This window comes from Microbacterium sp. NPDC008134 (genome assembly GCF_042957055.1).
Lineage (GTDB): Bacteria > Actinomycetota > Actinomycetes > Actinomycetales > Microbacteriaceae > Microbacterium.
Genome location: NZ_JBIBHO010000004.1, coordinates 51634 through 69950, shown reverse-complemented (window position 1 = coordinate 69950; position 18317 = coordinate 51634). Strand labels below are relative to the sequence as shown.

General features: G+C 70.4%; 16 protein-coding genes. 6 read left to right on the top strand and 10 right to left on the bottom strand.

The features are described from left to right. Positions 1 to 98: 98 nt before the first annotated feature. Both ACFY9N_RS15780 and coaBC read right to left on the bottom strand, forming a co-directional pair. Positions 99 to 2306 carry an ATP-dependent Clp protease ATP-binding subunit gene (locus tag ACFY9N_RS15780; protein ID WP_391479780.1) on the bottom strand — a complete coding sequence of 736 codons (2208 nt, stop codon included), beginning with the start codon at positions 2304 to 2306 and terminating at the stop codon, positions 99 to 101. A 99-nt stretch (positions 2307 to 2405) separates the two neighbouring features. After that, positions 2406 to 3620 carry a bifunctional phosphopantothenoylcysteine decarboxylase/phosphopantothenate--cysteine ligase CoaBC gene (gene coaBC / locus ACFY9N_RS15775; protein ID WP_391479778.1) on the bottom strand — a complete coding sequence of 405 codons (1215 nt, stop codon included), beginning with the start codon at positions 3618 to 3620 and terminating at the stop codon, positions 2406 to 2408. A gap of 394 nt (positions 3621 to 4014) precedes the next feature. Here coaBC and ACFY9N_RS15770 point away from each other — a divergent pair, with 394 nt between their 5' ends. Continuing rightward, on the top strand, positions 4015 to 4716 hold the full coding sequence (locus ACFY9N_RS15770) for an NRDE family protein (RefSeq protein WP_391479776.1): 702 nt from the start codon (positions 4015 to 4017) through the stop codon (positions 4714 to 4716). 121 nt (positions 4717 to 4837) lie between these two features. Beyond that, positions 4838 to 6241: an MFS transporter gene (locus ACFY9N_RS15765; RefSeq protein WP_391479775.1), complete on the top strand. Its 1404-nt coding sequence runs from the start codon at positions 4838 to 4840 to the stop codon at positions 6239 to 6241. Between the two features lie 271 nt (positions 6242 to 6512). Here ACFY9N_RS15765 and ACFY9N_RS15760 read toward each other — a convergent pair whose 3' ends face one another. The 5 genes from ACFY9N_RS15760 to ACFY9N_RS15740 are packed head-to-tail and all read right to left on the bottom strand — an operon-like array spanning position 6513 to position 11536. Next, positions 6513 to 7490, bottom strand: a complete 978-nt coding sequence (locus ACFY9N_RS15760; RefSeq protein ID WP_391479773.1) for a zinc-binding dehydrogenase — start codon at positions 7488 to 7490, stop codon at positions 6513 to 6515. Between the two features lie 49 nt (positions 7491 to 7539). Beyond that, the gene (locus ACFY9N_RS15755; protein WP_391479772.1) at positions 7540 to 8643 is read right to left on the bottom strand and encodes a transketolase family protein; all 1104 of its coding nucleotides are present in this window, start codon (positions 8641 to 8643) and stop codon (positions 7540 to 7542) included. Further along, positions 8640 to 9518, bottom strand: a complete 879-nt coding sequence (locus ACFY9N_RS15750) for a transketolase (protein WP_391479771.1) — start codon at positions 9516 to 9518, stop codon at positions 8640 to 8642. Before ACFY9N_RS15750 ends, ACFY9N_RS15755 begins: the two co-directional genes overlap by 4 nt. Positions 9519 to 9525: 7 nt before the next feature. Further along, complete coding sequence (locus tag ACFY9N_RS15745) at positions 9526 to 10356, bottom strand: enoyl-CoA hydratase-related protein (RefSeq protein WP_391479770.1); 831 nt, start codon at positions 10354 to 10356, stop codon at positions 9526 to 9528. Then, positions 10349 to 11536, bottom strand: a complete 1188-nt coding sequence (locus tag ACFY9N_RS15740) for a CaiB/BaiF CoA transferase family protein (protein WP_391479769.1) — start codon at positions 11534 to 11536, stop codon at positions 10349 to 10351. The genes ACFY9N_RS15745 and ACFY9N_RS15740 overlap by 8 nt, the downstream gene beginning before the upstream one ends. Before the next feature lie 140 nt (positions 11537 to 11676). On the opposite strand from ACFY9N_RS15740, the gene ACFY9N_RS15735 reads away from it, so the two are divergent. After that, positions 11677 to 12684: a LacI family DNA-binding transcriptional regulator gene (locus tag ACFY9N_RS15735; protein ID WP_391479767.1), complete on the top strand. Its 1008-nt coding sequence runs from the start codon at positions 11677 to 11679 to the stop codon at positions 12682 to 12684. Between the two features lie 204 nt (positions 12685 to 12888). Here ACFY9N_RS15735 and ACFY9N_RS15730 read toward each other — a convergent pair whose 3' ends face one another. After that, a complete protein-coding gene (locus ACFY9N_RS15730) occupies positions 12889 to 13860 on the bottom strand; it encodes a GlxA family transcriptional regulator (RefSeq protein WP_391479766.1) in 972 nt (323 codons plus the stop codon). A gap of 85 nt (positions 13861 to 13945) precedes the next feature. On the opposite strand from ACFY9N_RS15730, the gene ACFY9N_RS15725 reads away from it, so the two are divergent. Both ACFY9N_RS15725 and ACFY9N_RS15720 read left to right on the top strand, forming a co-directional pair. After that, entirely contained in the window at positions 13946 to 14107 is a 162-nt protein-coding gene (locus tag ACFY9N_RS15725) for a hypothetical protein (protein WP_391479765.1), read from the top strand. A gap of 312 nt (positions 14108 to 14419) precedes the next feature. Continuing rightward, positions 14420 to 15103, top strand: coding sequence for a hypothetical protein (locus tag ACFY9N_RS15720; protein ID WP_391479764.1), 684 nt, complete (start codon positions 14420 to 14422; stop codon positions 15101 to 15103). A 19-nt stretch (positions 15104 to 15122) separates the two neighbouring features. On the opposite strand, the gene ACFY9N_RS15715 is transcribed toward ACFY9N_RS15720, so the two are convergent. Both ACFY9N_RS15715 and ACFY9N_RS15710 read right to left on the bottom strand, forming a co-directional pair. Next, positions 15123 to 16349 carry a glycosyltransferase gene (locus tag ACFY9N_RS15715; protein ID WP_391479998.1) on the bottom strand — a complete coding sequence of 409 codons (1227 nt, stop codon included), beginning with the start codon at positions 16347 to 16349 and terminating at the stop codon, positions 15123 to 15125. A gap of 5 nt (positions 16350 to 16354) precedes the next feature. Then, on the bottom strand, positions 16355 to 17569 hold the full coding sequence (locus ACFY9N_RS15710) for a glycosyltransferase (protein ID WP_391479763.1): 1215 nt from the start codon (positions 17567 to 17569) through the stop codon (positions 16355 to 16357). Positions 17570 to 17705: 136 nt separating this feature from the next. Here ACFY9N_RS15710 and ACFY9N_RS15705 point away from each other — a divergent pair, with 136 nt between their 5' ends. After that, on the top strand, positions 17706 to 18293 hold the full coding sequence (locus ACFY9N_RS15705; RefSeq protein WP_391479761.1) for a hypothetical protein: 588 nt from the start codon (positions 17706 to 17708) through the stop codon (positions 18291 to 18293). Positions 18294 to 18317: the final 24 nt, after the last annotated feature.

Genomic DNA, 18317 nt, shown 5'->3' with positions numbered 1-18317 from the left:
ACAGGCTCAGGGACCCAGTTGGGCTCAGGGACCCGTGCCGGATCACGGACCCCGTGGATGGGTCGCTGAGCCTGTCGAAGCGTCGCAGCCGCGGCGGCTCAGTCGAGGAGTTCGGCCTCGATCACGTCGTCATCGTCGTCGGGAACGGATGCCGGGGCCTCGGCCGTGAGCACGAGCCCCGTGCCGTCGGCCGCGACGTCGACGCGCACCGTGTCGCCGTCGCGCACACCGCCCGAGAGCAGCGCGGTCGCGAGCTTGTTCTGCACCTCGCTCTGGATGAGGCGGCGCAGCGGACGCGCTCCGAATACCGGATCGTACCCGCGCTCGGCGAGCCACGATCGCGCATCGGGCGTGACCGCGAGCGCGAGCCGACGGTCGTGCAACCGCGTGTGCAGTTGGTCGATCGACAGCTCGACGATCTGAGCGAGGTCGTCTTCGCTGAGCGCCTGGAACATCACGATGTCGTCGAGACGGTTGAGGAACTCGGGGCGGAACGCCTGGCGCACGAGCGCCATCACCTGCTCGCGCTTGGCGTCGGGCGACAGCGTCGGGTCGATGAGGATCGGCGAGCCGATGTTCGACGTGAGGATCAGGATCACGTTCGAGAAGTCGACCGTGCGGCCCTGACCGTCGGTGAGACGCCCGTCGTCGAGCACCTGCAGCAGCACGTCGAACACCTCGGGGTGCGCCTTCTCGACCTCGTCGAGCAGCACGACACTGTAGGGGCGCCGCCGCACGGCCTCGGTCAACTGGCCGCCCTGCTCGTAGCCGACATACCCGGGAGGGGCACCGACGAGCCGTGACACGGAGTGCTTCTCGCCGTACTCCGACATGTCGATGCGCACCATGGCGTGCTCGTCGTCGAAGAGGAAGTCGGCGAGGGCCTTCGCGAGCTCCGTCTTTCCGACACCGGTCGGTCCGAGGAAGAGGAACGATCCGGTCGGGCGACCGGGGTCGCTGATGCCCGCGCGCGAGCGGCGCACGGCATCTGACACGGCCTTCACGGCGTCTTTCTGGCCGATCAGGCGTCGACCGAGCTCGCCTTCGAGGTGCAGCAGACGCTCGCTCTCGCCCTGCAGCAGACGACCGACGGGGATGCCGGTCCACGCCGCGATCACGGCGGCGATGTCCTCATCGGTGACCTGCTCGTTGACCATGCGGGGTTCGGTGGATGCCGTGGCCTCGGCCTGCTCGGCCTCGGCGATGTCGCGCTCGAGGCGCTTGATGGTCTCGTACTCGAGCTTCGACGCGCGGGTGTAATCGGCCTCGCGCATCGCGAGATCACGCTGCGTCACGGCGTCATCGAGCTGCTTTTTGAGCTCACCGACGCGGTTCAGCCCCTGCCGCTCGCGGGCCCACCGGGCCTCGAGCTCGGCGAGCTGCGCCTCCATGCCCACCAGCTGCTCGCGCAGCGTGCCGAGGCGCTCCTTCGAGGCGGCATCCTTCTCGCGCTTGAGGGCGAGCTCTTCGAGCTTCATCCGATCGACCTGCCGCTTGAGCTGGTCGATCTCGACGGGCGACGAGTCGATCTCCATCTTGAGGCGCGACATCGATTCGTCGATGAGGTCGATCGCCTTGTCGGGCAGCTGCCGCGACGGCAAGTACCGGTTCGACAGCGCGGCGGCGGCGACCAGGGCGCTGTCGGAGATGGTGACCCCGTGGTGCGCCTCATAGCGCCCCTTGAGCCCACGGAGGATGGCGATCGTGTCTTCGACTGTGGGCTCCCCGACGTACACCTGCTGGAAGCGGCGTTCGAGCGCGGCATCCTTCTCGATGAACTCGCGGTACTCGTTGAGCGTGGTCGCGCCGATGAGACGCAGCTCGCCGCGGGCGAGCATGGGCTTGAGCATGTTGGATGCCGCGACCGACCCCTCGCCGCCGCCCGCGCCCATGAGCACGTGCAGCTCGTCGATGAAGGTGATGACCTGACCGTCGGACTCGGTGATCTCTTTGAGCACGCTCTTCAGGCGCTCTTCGAACTGCCCGCGGTACATCGCACCGGCGACGAGCGCCGAGATGTCGAGCGACACCAGCTCTTTATCCTTGAGCGACTCGGCGACATCGCCCGCGACGATGCGCTGGGCGAGGCCTTCGACGACGGCGGTCTTGCCGACGCCGGGCTCACCGATGAGCACCGGGTTGTTCTTGGTGCGGCGGGTGAGCACCTGGCTCACGCGACGGATCTCGCTGTCGCGTCCGATCACGGGGTCGAGCTTGCCCTGCCGTGCGCGATCGGTGAGGTTGATCCCGAATTGCTCGAGTGCGGACTGCTGGTCGTTCTGAGAACCGGTCTGGGGGTTGGTCATCTGTCCCTCCTGGGAGACTCCTTCTGGTCGATGGTCACTCAAAGTTGAGTGATGTTGACTCAAGTTTAACAGGACGCCGCCGAACCGACAATCCCCCGGTCAGCGCAGCATCCGCACCGCATCCCAGATCGCGCCCGCGACCTCGCGCTTGCTTCCGGACGCCTCCGCCACGACCACCCCACCGTCGCCGATCACCTCGACCGCGTTGTCGGCGCGCTCGAACCCGTGCTCGGCATCCGCGAGGTTCACGGCCAGCAGGTCGACACCCTTGCGCTCGCGCTTGCCGCGGGCGCGCTCACGCCGCTGCGCGGCATCCGTCAGTGTCTCGGCCGCGAACGCGACGATCGTCTGCCCCTCGGGGGCGCGGCCGGCAGCGCGTGCCGCGGCGAGCGCCGCCACGACGTCCTCGTTCTCGACGAGCTCGATGCGACCCAGACCGCCCTCGGCCTTCGTGAGCTTGTGCGGCGCGGCTTCGGCCGGGCGGTAGTCGGCGACCGCGGCGGCCATGATCACCACATCGGCGGATGCCGCGGCATCCTTCATCGCGGTCCCGAGCTCGGCGGCCGTGCCGACGGGCACGATCGCGACCGACGGATGCGTCGCCGAGGCGAGCACGGCGGCGTCGATGTGCGCGGCGACGAGCGTGACCTGCGCGCCACGAGCGGCGGCCTCCGCGGCGAGCGCGGCGCCCTGCCGCCCGCTCGAACGGTTGCCGAGGAAGCGCACGGGGTCGATCGGCTCACGGGTGCCGCCCGCCGAGACGGCGACGCGGAGCCCCGCGAGGTCACCCGGGGCGAGCAGTGCCTGCGCCGCAGCGAAGATCTCCTCGGGTTCCGACATGCGACCTGGTCCGCTGTCTCCGCCGGCGAGCTCGCCGTCGGCCGGGCCGACGAGGTGCACGCCGCGTTCGCGGAGGGTGGCGATGTTCGCCTGCGTCGCCGGATGTCGCCACATCTCGGCGTGCATCGCGGGTGCGATCAGCACGGGCGCCTCCGTGGCGAGCAGCGTCGTGCCGAGCAGGTCGCCCGCGAGCCCGGCGGTCATCGATGCGATGGTGTTGGCCGTGGCCGGGGCGACGATCACGAGCTTGGCGGCCTGACCGAGCGCGACGTGCCGCACGCGGGCGACATCGTCGTGCACGCTCGTAGTGACGGGGTGACGGCTGATCGCCTCCCACGTGGGGGTGCCGACGAAGCGCAGCGCGTCTTCGGTGGGCACGACGGTCACGTCATGACCGGCCTTGATGAGCAGGCGCACGAGGTGCACCGTCTTGTACGCGGCGATGCCGCCCGTGACTCCGACGACGATGTTCACGGTTCGATTCTGCCCCAGCATCCGGGGGTCCGGGGCGGAGTCGCACGCAGCGGAGGAGAACTCGCGTTCCGCAGGAAGCATCCGCTCTTTCGATCCTCCGGAACGAGAGATCTCCTCCCCAACGGGCGGAGAACTCCGCGATGGGCGGATGCTTCACCCGAGAAACTCCGCCCCACAGCGAGCACTCCGCCCGATGCCACTCCGGCCCACCCCCTGCCTCCCTTCACCCCGCCCCTCGCTCTCTCCCCTCGCCGAAACCCACCGCCGTCGTCGAAACCCACCACTCTCGACGTTGCGGGCGATGGGTCTCGACGCGGGCGATGGGTCTCGACGAGGGGTGGTCTCGTGCGCAGCAACCACACCCGGGGCGACGGGCGCGCCTAGACTCGAGGGCGTGTGCACGGTCGTGATCGATGTCGAGGATGCCGCGTCCGTGAGGCTCCTCGCGGTGCGCGATGAAGACCCCCAGCGCGAGTGGGATGCCCTCGGCCCGTGGTGGCCCGATCAGTACCCGGGCGTGGTCGGCATCCGCGATCGTCGTGCCGGGGGCGCCTGGCTCGCCGTCGATCCGCAACGCCGACGCCTCGCCGTGCTGCTCAACCGCGCCGACGTGCAGGAGTTGCCCGACGAGCGCGCCGTCTCGCGCGGGTCGCTCGCGCTCGAATCGGTCGCGGGCCGCTCCCCCGAAGGACCGCTGCCGATGCACGGGTTCAACCTGCTCGAGGTCCGGCCCGAGGGGGCGCGCGTGCTCTCGTGGGACGGCGCCGAGCTGCGCGAGACCCCGGTCGCCCTGGGCACGCACATGATCGCGCACGACGATCTCGACGACGCGGTGACCCCGCGCATCCGCACCTGGCTTCCGCGATTCCGCGCGCTCACTCCCGCCGTCGACAGTGCGGACTGGGCGGCCGAGTGGACCGCCCTCCTCGCCGAGAGCGCCGAACTCTCCCCTGAGGACGACCGCGCGATCATCCGCGACAACCGCCCGCACGGGTACCCCACGCAGTCGTTGCTGTACGCCACGGCATCCGTCACTCCCGACGGTGTCGACGTGCGCGATCACACCCTGCCCTCACCCGCGCATTGGCGCGCCTGACAGCCAGCGCGCGTCTCAACCCTGGCGCGATCGGCCCTCTCTGGTTACGATGAATACGCAACCAACGATGGTTACGTAACCACGCCCGCGTGGTCACGACGACAAAGCACGAAGGAGTGTCATGTCCCACGCATCCGATATCGACGGCCTCGGCCTGGACTCGAAGCAGCAACGCAACCGCGCCGTCGTAGGCAGCTCGGTCGGCACGGTCATCGAGTGGTACGACTTCACCCTCTACGGGCTCGCATCGGCACTTGTCTTCGCGCCCCTCTTCTTCCCCGGCGGCGGCGACCTCGCCGGCATGCTGGGCGCCTTCGCCACCTTCGCCGTCGGATTCGGAGCCCGCCCGATCGGCGGCCTGATCTTCGCCCACTACGGCGACCGCGTCGGCCGCAAGGCCACCCTGCTCGTGACCCTGCTGATGATGGGCGCCGCGACCACGATCATCGGCCTGCTGCCCACCGCCGAGACCATCGGGGTCTGGGCACCGATCGCGCTGATCTTCCTGCGCATCTTCCAGGGAGCGGGCGCCGGCGCCGAGTTCGCCGGGGCGATGACGATGGCGAGCGAGTCGAGCGCGGTGCAGAACCGCGCCTACATCGCCGGGTTCCCGGGGGCCGCCGTCTACCTCGGGATGGCCCTCGCCACCGGCACGTTCGCGCTCGTGAGCCTGCTGCCCAGCGAGCAGTTCCTGTCGTGGGGCTGGCGAATCCCGTTCATCGCGAGCATCGTGATCGTCGCGTTCGCGCTGTACTTCCGCCTCAAGGTCAAGGAGACCGCCGCCTTCGAAGCCGTCGAGCGCGAAGGCGAGATTCGCCGCGCACCGCTCGTGCAGGCCGTGCGCGACCACTGGCGCACCCTGCTCGCCGGCATGGCGATCTTCGTGTTCGCCCTGCCGTGGACCTACGTCGTCGGTACCTACGCGCTCTCTTACGTCACCGGCACGCTCTCGGTGAACCCCACGCACGCGCTCATCGGACTCATCATCGCCCAGGTGCTGACCATGCCCGCCGCCCCGCTCTTCGGACGCCTCGCCGACCGCATCGGTCGCAAACCCGTGCTGATCGGCGCCGCGATCTTCGGCATCGCCTACGCGTTCCCGATGTTCCTGCTGTTCCAGACCGAGAACCCGGTGCTCGTCGCCCTCGCCCTCGTGATCGGACTCGCGGTGATCCAGGGCTCGACGATCGGGGTCTCGGCGGCCATGCTCGCCGAACTCTTCCCGACCTCGATGCGCTGGAGCGGCATCGCGATCTCGCGCGAGATTCCGGTCGCGATCGTCGGCGGCACCGCGCCCCTCGTCGCGACGGCGCTCGTGGCCGCGAGCGGCGGCCAGCCGTGGCTCGTCGCCGTGTATCTCATCGCGCTCAGCGTGGTCGGACTGGTCGGGATCACCTTCCTGCCCGAGACACTCGTGAGCCCGGCCCGCGCGGCGGGTTCGTCGGCGGGGTCGTCGTCGGAAGCTGCGGCGACGGATGCTTCGGCTGAGGCATCCGCTCGCCCGACGGAGCCCGCCCGCCGCTGACGCGCTTCGTGAGGGATCAGGACACGCCGGGCGGATGCCGTCGGGCGAGTCTTGGCCCCTCGGCGTGTGCGCGGGGCGGGGCGCTTCGACAGGCTCAGCGACCCAGTGGGGTGAGCTCAGCGACCCAGTGGGGAGACCCAGCGACCCGGAGACTGGGTCCCTGAGCCTGTCGAAGGGCCCACCCCGCGGAACTGGGTCCCTGAGCCTGTCGAAGGGCCCACCCCGAGGAACTGGGTCCCTGAGCCTGTCGAAGGGCTCGCCACAGGGAACCTCAGGGCACGAGCAGGATCTTCAGCGCAGGCGAGCGGCGCCCCACGAGATCCTCGAACGCCGACACCGCACCCTCGAGCGGACGCCGGTCGAACAGCAGCGCGAGCGATGCGGCATCCGTTCGCAGCAGCCCACCGGCGAGCAACCCGAGCGCAGCCTCGAAGTCCTCACGGGTGTACATGTGCGAGCCGAGAATCGCGCGTTCCTGACGCTGCAGCAGGATGCCGTCGAACGTCACCTGCGGAGCCGCGACCCCGACGAGCACGAGCGTGCCCCCGGCGACGACCGACCCCAGCAGCGACGACGGCAACTCCGCCCCGCCCACGCAGTCGAACACCACGTCGACCTCACACTCGGGCACGGCTCCGACGACCGCCACCCCGAAGTGCGCCACGACGGCGCGGCGCGCCTCGACCGGCTCGACGAGCGTCACGGCGGCCCCGGCAGCTCCCGCGGCGAGCGCCACGAGCAGACCGATCGGCCCGCCGCCGACCACCAGAACCTCGAGCCCCGCGAGCGCGGGCACGCGCGCAACGGCGTGCGCCGCGACGGCGAGGGGCTCGACGATCGGAAGCACGGCATCCGGCACATCGGCGGGCACGACGACGAGCGCATCGGCGGGCACGACGACCTCCTCGGACGCTCCCCCGACGATCTGCCCGCCGATCAGGCGCATCCGGGCGCACAGCCGCGGATGCCCCCGCCGGCACTGGCGGCATTCTCCGCAGCCGACCTGCGGCAGCACGGCGACGCGCGCGCCGACACCGGCGACCGCCTGCGCACCGACCCGCGCGACGACACCGACGATCTCGTGACCGGGCACGAGCGGCGGCCGGATGACCGGATGCCGCCCGCTGAGCATCGTGGCGTCGGAGCCGCAGAGACCGCAGCTCGTCACCCGGACGACGACCTCACCTGGCCCGGGTTCGGGTCGCGGTGCCGATTCGATCTCGACGCGTCCGACGTCCGCGAAGCGCACCCTCCTGATCGAATCGGCACCGAGTTCAGCGGAGCGGGCGCCGGGCGCCTCACCCAAAGACGACCTCCGGCTTGCGCGCGGCATCCTGCTCCTGCTGCGCGGTGAGCGCGCGGCCGCGGTCGTCGTCGGTCCACAGCGGCGTGCGGGGATCGGCGGGCGTGCGAGCGGCGGCGCGCTCGACGACGGTGCGGATGCCGTCGGCATCGAGACCGTAGTACCGGTAGAGGTGCGTGGGCGGACCGAAGATCGCGAAGTCGCGCAGACCGTGGCGGTACACCGGGCGCGCGATGCCGAACTCCGAGAGCGTGGTCAGCACGCTCGTGCCGATGCCGCCGTCGACCATGTGGTCCTCGACCACCATGACCACGTCGTGCGACTCGGCGAGCCGAGCGATCTGCTCCTCGGGGAAGGGCCGAATCGTATGCAGATCGACCACGGTGGGCGACACGCGGCCCTCGGAGCGGAGCGCGTCGGCGGCGTCGCGCGCCGGGTGCACCGTGATGCCGCTCGCGATCACGAGCACGCCGGATCCCTCGCGCACGACGCTCGCCTCGCCGAACACGACATCGGTGCCGGCGTCATAGACGTCGGGCCCTGCGGCGCCGCGTCCGAGCCGGAAGTACACCGGCCCGGGCAGGTCGACGGTCGCGCGCACGAGAGCCTCGGTGGAGGCGTGGTCGGCGGGCGAGAGCACGGTGAGGTTCGGGATCGAGCGCAGGGCTCCGATGTCTTCGATCGCGTGGTGCGACGACCCGAAGTACCCCATCGAGATGCCGGTGTGGGTACCGATGGTGCGCACGGGGAGGTTCGTGTAGGCGTGGTCATTGCGGATCACGTCGAGGCTCTGCAGGGCGGCGAACGCCGAGAACGTCGACATGTACGGCACGGCACCGCAGGAGGCGAGACCGGCGGCGATGCCGAACATGTTGCGCTCGGCGATGCCGACCTGCAGGAAGCGATCGGGATGCCGCTCGGCGAAGTCGGCCATGAACGTCGACCAGGTGAGGTCGGCGCTGCCGGCCATGATGCGGGAGTCCTCATCGGCGAGGTCGGCGAGGATCGTGCCGATCGAACGCGTCGGATAGCCGTTCCGTCCCTCGTGGTCGAACGAGACCGGGTCGGTGAGAACGGTGGGCTGGCGGAGCAGGGTCATCGCTTCGCTCCTTCCTGGGCGGGGGCGTGCACGTCGTCCACGGTCTCGAGGGCGGTGGCGAGGTCGGCCCCGCCGAGGTAGCCGATGTGCCATTCGGCCATGCCCTCGATGGGCGGAACACCCTTGCCCGCGACGGTGTCGGCGACGATGACGGTGGGCTGACCGCCCTCGGCGCGACGCTGCTCGAAGCGCGCGAGCGCCGCGTCGATAGCGTCGAGGTCGTGGCCGTCGATGCGCTCGACCGCCCATCCGAATGCGGCCCACTTGTCGCCGATCGGCTCGTAGTCGAGTACCTCGCGCGTGGTTCCGTCGACGCAGACGGTGTTGACGTCGACGATCGCGAGCAGGTTCGAGACCCGATTGGCGCCCGCGAAGCCGGCGGCCTCCCAGATCTGCCCCTCGTTGAGCTCACCGTCGCCGATGATCGCGACGGTGCGGGACTCGTCGCCGCGGACGCGGGCGTGCAGCGCCATACCCAACGCGACCGAGAGGCCGTGCCCGAGCGCGCCCGACGAGAAGTCGAGGCCCGCGACCTTCTTCATGTCGGGGTGGTCACCGAAGGCGGTGCCGAGGCGCGTGTACGTGCGCAGCTCGTCGAGCGGGAAGAAGCCGAGGTCACCGAGTACGGCGTACAGCGCCGAGCACGCGTGCCCCTTGCTGAGCACGAGGCGGTCGCGATCTACGAGATCGGGTCGCGCCGGATCGATGCGCAGGAACCCGTAGTACAGCCCCACGAGCAGGTCGGCGCACGACAGGCTGGGCCCGTAGTGCCCGCTGCCGGCGATCTCGGCTTCGAGCAGGACGGTACGGCGGATGCTCGCCGCGATCTGCTCGCGCGTCCGCGTCTCTGCGGGGCGCTCGGTCTGAATGGTCATGTCTCTCCTACTTCCCGGTCCAGCGGGGCTCGCGCTTCTCGACGAAGGCGCGCACCCCCTCCTCGGCATCCGCCGAACGGAGCAGTTCGTCATCGGCCGCGGCGATGCGCGCCCAGTCGTCGCCGTCGCGCTGCACACCCGGATCGATCCCGAGCAGCACGCGTTTGCTCGCGCGCACCGACAGCGGCGAGTTGCGGTTGATCTCGTCGGCGAGAGCGAGGGCCGCGGTGAGCGCCTCGCCGTCGGGCACGACGCGGTTCACGAGGCCGAGCTCGGCGGCACGGGCGGCGCTGATCGGCGTTCCCGTGAACAGCAGCTCGGCGGCGAGCTTGGGCGGGATCTGCCCGCCGATCCGGAACGCTCCGCCGGCCGCGGCCATCTTGCCCACGCGCGGCTCGGGGAACCCGAAGACCGCCGATGCGACGGCCACCGCCAGGTCACAGTGCAGCACCATCTCGAAGCCGCCGCCGACCGCCAGGCCGTTGACCGCCGCGATCACGGGCTTTGAGATGTCGTGCTTCACGAGTCCCGCGAAACCGCGCTCCGGCCGCTCGGGGTCGTGCACGACCTCGCCGCGGAACACGGCCTTGAGGTCGGCGCCGGCGCTGAAGGCGCGGTCGCCCGCGCCCGTCAGCACGACGGTCCAGATCTCGGGGTCGTCCTCGGCGCGGGTGAAGGCATCCGCCAGGGCGCGCGCCACACGCAGGTCGACCGCGTTTCGCACCTCGGGTCGGTCGATCGTGACGACGAGTGTGCGCCCGACGACGTCGGTGCGCACGACGGCATCCGACGGGTTCGGGGCGGATGCCGAGCCGGCGCTGTCGTTCTGCTCAGCCACGGAGCACCCCCTTCTCGATGAGGGAGTCGGCGGTCGCAGCATCCATCCCGCCGAACTCCTCGGCGATGCGGCGGCTGTCGGCGCCGAGCAGCGGCGGAGCGTCGAAGCGCTCGGTCTGCTGGTTCGAGAACCGGATGGGCGGCGCGACGAGCGTGACCTCGCCCGCGAGTGGGTGCTCGACCGTGCGGAACATGCGGTTGTGCACGACCTGCGGGTCGTTCGGCACGTCGACGAAGTCGTTGACCGGGGCGCACCACACGTCGTGTCGCAGGAGCTCGTCGAGCAGGGCATCGCGCTCCCACTCGGCGGTCTTCGCATCGATGAGCGGCTTGACGGCATCCCGCCCGTCCATGACGTTCTTCGATTCCTCGTGCGCCAGCTCGGGGATGCCGAGCACCTCGGCGATGAGCTTCAGCGGGGTCATGGCGATCGCGATCCATCCGTCGCGCGTGCGATAGATGCCGTACGGGGCGCCGGTGAAGGCGTTGCCCGCCCCGTTCTCGGGGCGCTGCGGCGGGGTCGGTGCGGCCATCGCGGCCACGAACTCCTGTGTCTGGAAGGCGATGATGCTGTTGAGCAGCGACACGTCGACGCGCTGGCCGAGACCGGTGCGTGCCCGCTCGACCAGGGCGGCGAGGGTGCCGTAGATGATGTGCAGGCTGGCCGAGACGTCGGCGGCGCTGACGCCCACGGGCACGGGCGGATCGTCGGCATCCCCCTGCAGGTGCGGGAGTCCGGCGACGGACTGCGCCAGGAGGTCCTGACCGGGGCGCTTCGCGTAGGGGCCGTCGACGCCGAAGCCCGACGAGGCCACGTAGACGAGCCCGGGGTTGTCGGCCTTCGAGGCCTCGTAGCCGATGCCGAGGCGGTCCATGACACCGGGGCGGAAGTTCTCGACCACGACGTCGGCCTGGAGGATGATGCTGCGCGCGAGCGCGAGCCCCTCCTCCGACTTGAGGTCGATCGCGATCGACTCCTTGTTGCGGTTGAAGGCCAGGTAGCTGACCGACTCGCCGCCGGGGTACGCGTTGAGCATCGCGTACGAGCGGGTCCAGTCACCGCCGAGCGGCTCGATCTTGATGACGCGGGCCCCCAGATCGGCCATGGCCTGTGTCGCGAAGGGCCCCTGCAGGAGCTGCGAGAAGTCGGCGATCACCACGCCGTCGAGCGGACCGTTCATCGTTCGGATCCCAGAATCTGCATCGTGTCTCCATTGCCACATCGGGTTGCTTCCTCCAGAATGGTTACGTATTCATCCGAGGTTGTCAAGCGTCCGTCTACGATGGGGAAACCTGCCGTCGTCGCCCCAGAGGAGATCCCATGCCGCCGAAGTCCCGCGGTGTCACGAGCATCGATGTCGCCAAGGCGGCCGGAGTCTCGCAGACGACGGTCTCGCGCATCGTCAACGGGCGCGAAGGAGTGTCCGACGACATCCGCGCGAAAGTCGAGGCGGCGATCGAGAAGCTCGGCTACCGGCCCAACCTCAGCGCCCGCAGCCTCGTCACCAGCCGCACCCAGACGATCGGCGTCGTGCTCGGCGATCCGCGCAACAGCTACTACGCCGAACTGCTGCACACCATCAGCAGCGAGCTCAATCACGCCGGCTACCGCACACTCATCCTCTCGGGTCGCGCCGACACCACCGAAGACCTCGCGCGCACGCTCTGGGAGACGAACGTCGACGGCGTCATCCTCACCACCACGTTGCTCTCCCCCGACGACGAGGGGCGCATCGTCTCACTCGGCGTCCCCTCGGTGACCATGGGCCCCGGCGCCGCCCCCGCGGCCGACTCGATCTCGCCCGACAACTTCGAGGGCGGACGCATCGCAGCCCGGCACCTGCTCGGCCTCGGCCACCGGCGCATCGGTGTGATCTCCGGACCTTTGGGCGCAGCATCCGTCAACGACCGTCACCGCGGATTCCTGCTCGAGTTCGAGGCCGCCGGGGTCGCCTTCGACGAGAGCCTGCTCGAGGTCGCCGACCTCGACTACACCCGCGCCTTCGACGCCACGACCCGACTGCTACGGCTGCCTGAGCCGCCCACCGCACTGTTCTGCCACAACGACCTCGTCGCCTTCGGTGCGCTCAACGCGGCGAAAGAGCTCGGCGTCGCCGTGCCGGACGCGGTCTCGATCCTCGGGTTCGACGATGTGGCGATGTCTTCGTGGCAGGCGTTCGATCTCACGACGGTGCGCCAGCCGATCCTCGACATGGCGCACGGCGCGGTCGAACTGCTGCTCTCGCGCCTCGCGACCCCCGACCAGGATGCCGCGCACGTGCTGCTGCCCTGCTCGCTCGTCGAGCGCTCCACGACGCGCGCCCTCTGACGCGGGGCGACGCACGCTCCCTGCGGGGACGCTTCGACAGGCTCAGCGACCCAGGTCCGGACGCACGCCCTGCAGGAGAACACACCCTCCGCAGGACCAGAACAGCGGATGCCTCCTGCCGAACGCGAGATCTCCTCCCGAAGAGAGCCTCGCGCCCGCGACACTGGGTCCCTGAGCCTGTCGAAGGGCCCCACCCCGAGACACTTACGCCGCGGGCATCTCGTCATCGGCGCAGGAGAAGCGGGCACGGTAGGCAGTGGGGGTCAGCCCGAGCACGCGCGCGAAGTTCTGACGCAATACAGCCGCCGACCCGAACCCGCACTCATCGGCGACCCGGTCGAGCGGGAAGTCGGTGCGTTCCAGCATCCGCTGTGCATGGATGATGCGCTGGCGCGCGAGCCAGGCCGCGGGCGTCGCCCCGTACTCGGCCTTGAACCGGCGCGCGAAGGTGCGCGGCGACATGAGAGCGCGGGCGGCGAGCTGATCGACTCCGAGGTCGTCACGCAGGTGTTCCACGGCCCAGTCGGCGACCGCGGCGAGCGAGTCGCTCGGCACGACCGGGATCGGACGGTCGATGAACTGCGCCTGCCCGCCGTCGCGCTGGGGCGGCACGACCATGCGGCGGGCGATGCGGTTGGTGAGCTCAGCGCCGAGCTCCTGCCGCAGCAGGTGCAGGCACGCGTCGATGCCCGCGGCCGTGCCGGCGCTCGTGATGATCCGGCCGTCCTGCACGAAGAGCACGTCGGGGTCGATCTCGACCTCGGGGTACATCGACGCCATGATCTCCGAGTACATCCAGTGCGTGGTGGCGCGACGCCCGTCGAGCACGCCCGCCGCGCCGAGGATGAACGAGGCGCTGCAGATCGTGAGCACCCAGGCCCCCCGCGCGACCGCGTGACGCGCGACGTCGAGGAGCAGCGGGTCGATGCGATCCCAGTACTCGCGCGGAACGGGGCAGAACACGACGAGATCGGCCTCGTAGGCGAAGGAGAGGTCGTGCTCGACGTTGATCGAGAAGCCGAGCTTGGAGGCGACGACGCCGGGATGCGGCGCGATGACACGGAAGTCGAAGTTCGGGACGCCGTCGTTCGACCGGTCGAGCCCGAAGGCCTCGCAGGCGAGGCCGAACTCGAACGGGGCGAATCCGTCCTGGACGATGCAGGCCACTGTCTTCATGCGCGCTCCCGATTGGCAGTTTTCATACGATATGCGTCCATCCTGCCACTCGTGGCGGATCGGCGTCGACCGTAGCGTTTCTGCCATGGTACTCCTCATCCTCCTCGCCGCCCTGGCCATCTGGGCCCTCGTCGCCACGGTCGTCGAACTTCGCCGTGACGGATACCGCGCCACCCCCACCGACTGGAGCCGCGTCGCGGAGCGCGAACCCCTGCACCGAGCCGAGTCCGGCCACGCCTACCGCTGACGCCGGATGCCTCTCGGGCGGGGACGCTTCGACAGGCTCAGCGACCCAGTTCGTTCCACCTCCCACCCACCGGGGCCCTGAGCCTGCCGAAGGGCCCAGTTCCTCGCGCCGCCCACCGACTGGCCCCTGAGCCTGTCGAAGGGCCCAGTTCCTCGAACCGCCCACCCACTGGGTCCCTGAGCCTGTCGAAGGGCCCACCCCGCGCACCGCCCACCCACTGGGTCCCTGAGCCTGTCGAAGAGCCCACCCCGCGCGCACTGCATCTCCAACCGTTCACCCCACCCGGCGCCTCAGACGACTACGCTCGGACGCATGAGCGACCCGCAGCTGCCCCCTGTTCCGCCGACGGCCCCGAACGGGAACTCCACGAACCCGCCCCAGCCGCCGCAGCAGCAGCAGTTCGCCAGCGCTCCGCCCGCGGCATCCGCTCTCCCCGCGAACCCGCAGTACCCGGTCGCGCCGCCGTACGGAACCCCGCAGCCGCCCTACGGTCAGCAGGCACCGCAGCAGGCGCCGGCATACGGCCAGCCTCAGGCCCAGCCGCAGCCGCAGCCCTATGGCCAGCAGACACCGCAGCAAAGCGCGTACGCGCACCCGGGCGCTGCCCCCTACGCGTCCACCCAGCAGCAGCCCGCATACGGCGCGGCTCCCGCAACGACCCGCCCCGCCGGGTCGACCAACACGCTCGCGCGCGTCGCCTTCATCATCGCCCTCGCCGTCGCCGCGATCGGCGCTCTGCAGGTCCTGATCCAGCCGTTCCTGCTCTCATCGATCGGCTACTACTCGACGTACGGCGACGGCGGATACGGCGTCTTCACGCTGCTGTTCGGCATCGTCTCGTTCCTCGCCAGTGCCGCCGCCCTCGTGCTCGGTCTCATCGCCGTGCGACGCCCCGGCGGGCAGGTGTTCGCGGGCATCGCGATCGGCGTGGGCGGTGTGCAGCTGCTGGGCATCGTCCTCGGCTGGATCTCGTCGCTGTTCTACGCGTTCCTGTAAGGGCACGCGCGGCGAAGACTCACCCCTCGGCGAGCACGCGTTCGTAGACCTCGATCATCGCGGCGGTGCGCGACGACTGCCGGAACGCCTCGGCCACCGCGGGCAGCGGGGTGGGCGCCGCTCCGGCGGCGATGTCGGATGCCGCGACTCGTAGCGTCTCGGCGAGCGCCGCGACGCGTGCGGCTTCGAGCCCCTGGGTCCCTGAGCCCGTCGAAGAAGCATCCACTGCCCAGAAGCCGCCGCCGAGCTCCGCGGCGATATCGGGGTCGCTGATGATCGAGGGCGTGCCGAGCGTCGCGGCCTCGAACGGGGTCATGCCCTGCGTCTCGAAGCCGATCGAGGTCTGCACGAGCGCGTCGGCCGCGGCGATGCGGGCCAGCGTCTGCGGGTAGGTGAGCCGCCCGGCGAAGTGCACGCCCGAGCGTCCGGCGACGAGCTTCTCGGCCGCCGCGCGCTGACCGCCGCCCCCGATGATCTCGAGGTCGGCGTCGATACCCGCCGCGTTCCACGCCTCGAGGAACGGCAGCAACCGCTTCTCGGGGCTCATGCGCCCGAGCCACACGAACCGCGGGCGACCCGGCGCGCGCTCGGCCGGGGCCCCGGCGAGCACCGAAGCGCGCACGTCGTCGTCGATGCCGTTCCAGATCACGTCGACCCGGCCGAAGACGTCGTGCTGCTCGAGTCGGCGGGCGAAGTGCGTCGAGGGGGCGGTGACGGCGGATGCTCCGGCCGCGAGTCCGCGCAGGAACGCCCAGCCGTCGCTCCCGCCGACCTGCGCGCCGACGCGGCGCAGCGCCGCGCGGCGCCACAGGTTCAGCGCCGCGAGCACCGGGCGATGCAGGGGCGTGACGGCGGCGATGCCGACGTCGACCCGATTGTGCATCGTGTGCACGACCGGGATTCCGTGGCGCTGGGCATACCGGTGGCCGATGAACGCCCCCCAGAAGTCGGCCTGCACGTGCACGAGATCGACGGGCGGGCGCGTGGTCATCGCGCGGTCGAGGAAGCGGTCGGTCGCCCGACCCGGCCACGTCATCGAGTACTCGCGGTCGAGTGTGATCGGCATCGAAGGCAGGTCGAGGTACGCGGCATCCGTCTCTCCCGCAGCGCGCGACCCGCGCATGCGCGGCGCGACCACGGTGACGGTGTGCCCGGCGCGCTCGAGGAACTCCCGCTGCAGTCGCATCGAGACCTGCGCCCCACCGAGCGAGTCGAGGTGCTGGTCGCCGAAGAACACGACGTGCATACGCGTCACTCGGGCAGCGGGGCGTCGCGGTACAGTGCCTCGAAGGTGTCGAGGGTGCGGTTGATGTCGTGAATGATCACGCCGTCGAGCGACGCCTGCTGCATCCGCTCGAACTCGGCGGGCTCCGCGGTCAGCACGTCCGTCAGGCGGGCCGCGAGTTCGTCGACGTTGCCCGGCTCGAACAGGTAGCCGTTCTCACCGTCGTGCACGAGGTGCGGGAGCGCGACGGCATCCGCGGCGACGATCGGCAGCGCCGAGGCCATGGCCTCCATCGTCGCGATCGACTGCAGCTCGGCGATCGACGCGATCACGAACAGGCTCGCCCGCGACAGGATCGCGCGCAATTCCGCATCCGTCGTGCGGCCGTGGAAGGTGACCCGGTCACCCAGGCCCAGCTGGTTCGCGAGGGTCTCGAGCTGCTTGCGCTGGTCGCCACCGCCGACGATGTCGAACGTGGTGTCGAGCGCGGGGTCGAGCTTCGTCATCGCCTGCAGGATGACCTCGACCTGCTTCTCGGCCGTCAGGCGCCCGACGAAGACGATGCGGTTCTTCTCGCGCGCGCCCATCACCGGGGTGTACTGGCTACGGTCGATTCCGCAGCTCACCGGGATCACGTTCTGCACCGCAACCGTGCTCTCGAGGAAGTCGGCGGCACGGCGCGTAGGCGTGGTGACCGCGCGCGTCAGGTCGAAGGTGCGCTTGGCGTCGGCCCAGGCGTGCTTCGTGATGAAGCGGTTGACGGCATCCGGCATCGTCGTGTGCTCGAGGATGTTCTCGGCCATGACGTGGTTCGTGGCGATCACCGGGATACCGCGCTGGCGCGCGATGCGCGCGAGGCCGCGGCCGATCACGATGTGCGACTGGATGTGCACGACGTCGGGGTTGACCCGGTCGAGCACGGTGCGGGCGTAGTGCTTCGACCGCCACGGCCATACGAAGCGCAGCCAGTCGTGCGGCGCCCAGCGCACCGACGGCAACCGGTGCAGCGTCATGCGCTCGCCCTCGATGATCTCGGTGTGCGGGCGCGAACGGCGGTAGGCCTGGTTGGGAGCCGACACGTGCACGTCGTGACCGCGCTGCACGAGGCCCGCGGCCAGACGCTCGGCGAAGCGGGCGGCGCCGTTGATGTCGGGCGCGAACGTGTCGGCGCCGATCAGGATGCGCAGCGGTCGCTCCCCGGTGTCGGGTGCGCTGGTCGAGTCGGAGGGAGAAACAGACATGCTGCCTTACGGTTCGCGGCCAGGAGTGCCCCGGAGGGCGGTGCCCGTGAGGGCGCTGGCAACTCTACCCGAGGCCCCTGGGCGAGCCTTCGCGGCCCACCGGCATCCTCACGGCTTGACGCTCTACCGTGGAGGCATGCGCCTGACTGCGGATGCCGACCCCTCGCTGTGGATCCCCGTGACCGACTCCCTGGGCTGGAAAGGCCGGCGCCACCGCAAGGCGGCCATCCGGATGCTGCTCGGCCAGGCGAACGCGGCGCTCGGCGCGACCGAGCGACCGGGGTCGCGCCTCGGCGCGTGGATGATGAGTCAGGCCGCCCCGATGCTCATGAAGCGCGCCGACGGACGCGTGCTGGTGTGGACGTGGAAGGCCGACCCCGAGCTGGTCGTCGCGATGGCCACCACCCAGGAACTCACCCCCGAGGTGCGCATCGCGCGGGCGTCGATGCCGATGGAGTTTGACGACACGGTGTCGTTCCGCACGGCCCTCGGCGCGGGTGAGAAGCTCGTCGTCGCGATGCCGCCGTCGCCGAGCGCCCCGCCGTTCACGACCTACACGTGGGACACGGGCACGCACCTCGTCACCCTCACCGCGATCTGCAGCGAGCGCGAGCGCTTCGGCACCCTCGACGGTGCACTCGACGATCTGGCGCGCAGCATCCGCATCGCCGACGACCTCACCGGCGGCGAGACGCCCGGCGTTCTGCGGTTGCCGCCGGCCTGACGCGCAGACGCGCGCTCGCACCGC

What these genes read in the sequence shown, in the direction of transcription:
- ACFY9N_RS15780 (WP_391479780.1), bottom strand. Translation starts at nt 2,306, where the DNA reads ATGACCAACCCCCAGACCGGTTCTCAGAACGACCAGCAGTCCGCACTC.
- ACFY9N_RS15765 (WP_391479775.1), top strand. Translation starts at nt 4,838, where the DNA reads ATGTCCCACGCATCCGATATCGACGGCCTCGGCCTGGACTCGAAGCAG.
- ACFY9N_RS15755 (WP_391479772.1), bottom strand. Translation starts at nt 8,643, where the DNA reads ATGACCCTGCTCCGCCAGCCCACCGTTCTCACCGACCCGGTCTCGTTC.
- ACFY9N_RS15750 (WP_391479771.1), bottom strand. Translation starts at nt 9,518, where the DNA reads ATGACCATTCAGACCGAGCGCCCCGCAGAGACGCGGACGCGCGAGCAG.
- ACFY9N_RS15740 (WP_391479769.1), bottom strand. Translation starts at nt 11,536, where the DNA reads ATGAACGGTCCGCTCGACGGCGTGGTGATCGCCGACTTCTCGCAGCTC.
- ACFY9N_RS15735 (WP_391479767.1), top strand. Translation starts at nt 11,677, where the DNA reads ATGCCGCCGAAGTCCCGCGGTGTCACGAGCATCGATGTCGCCAAGGCG.
- ACFY9N_RS15730 (WP_391479766.1), bottom strand. Translation starts at nt 13,860, where the DNA reads ATGAAGACAGTGGCCTGCATCGTCCAGGACGGATTCGCCCCGTTCGAG.
- ACFY9N_RS15725 (WP_391479765.1), top strand. Translation starts at nt 13,946, where the DNA reads ATGGTACTCCTCATCCTCCTCGCCGCCCTGGCCATCTGGGCCCTCGTC.
- ACFY9N_RS15720 (WP_391479764.1), top strand. Translation starts at nt 14,420, where the DNA reads ATGAGCGACCCGCAGCTGCCCCCTGTTCCGCCGACGGCCCCGAACGGG.
- ACFY9N_RS15715 (WP_391479998.1), bottom strand. Translation starts at nt 16,349, where the DNA reads ATGCACGTCGTGTTCTTCGGCGACCAGCACCTCGACTCGCTCGGTGGG.
- ACFY9N_RS15710 (WP_391479763.1), bottom strand. Translation starts at nt 17,569, where the DNA reads ATGTCTGTTTCTCCCTCCGACTCGACCAGCGCACCCGACACCGGGGAG.
- ACFY9N_RS15705 (WP_391479761.1), top strand. Translation starts at nt 17,706, where the DNA reads ATGCGCCTGACTGCGGATGCCGACCCCTCGCTGTGGATCCCCGTGACC.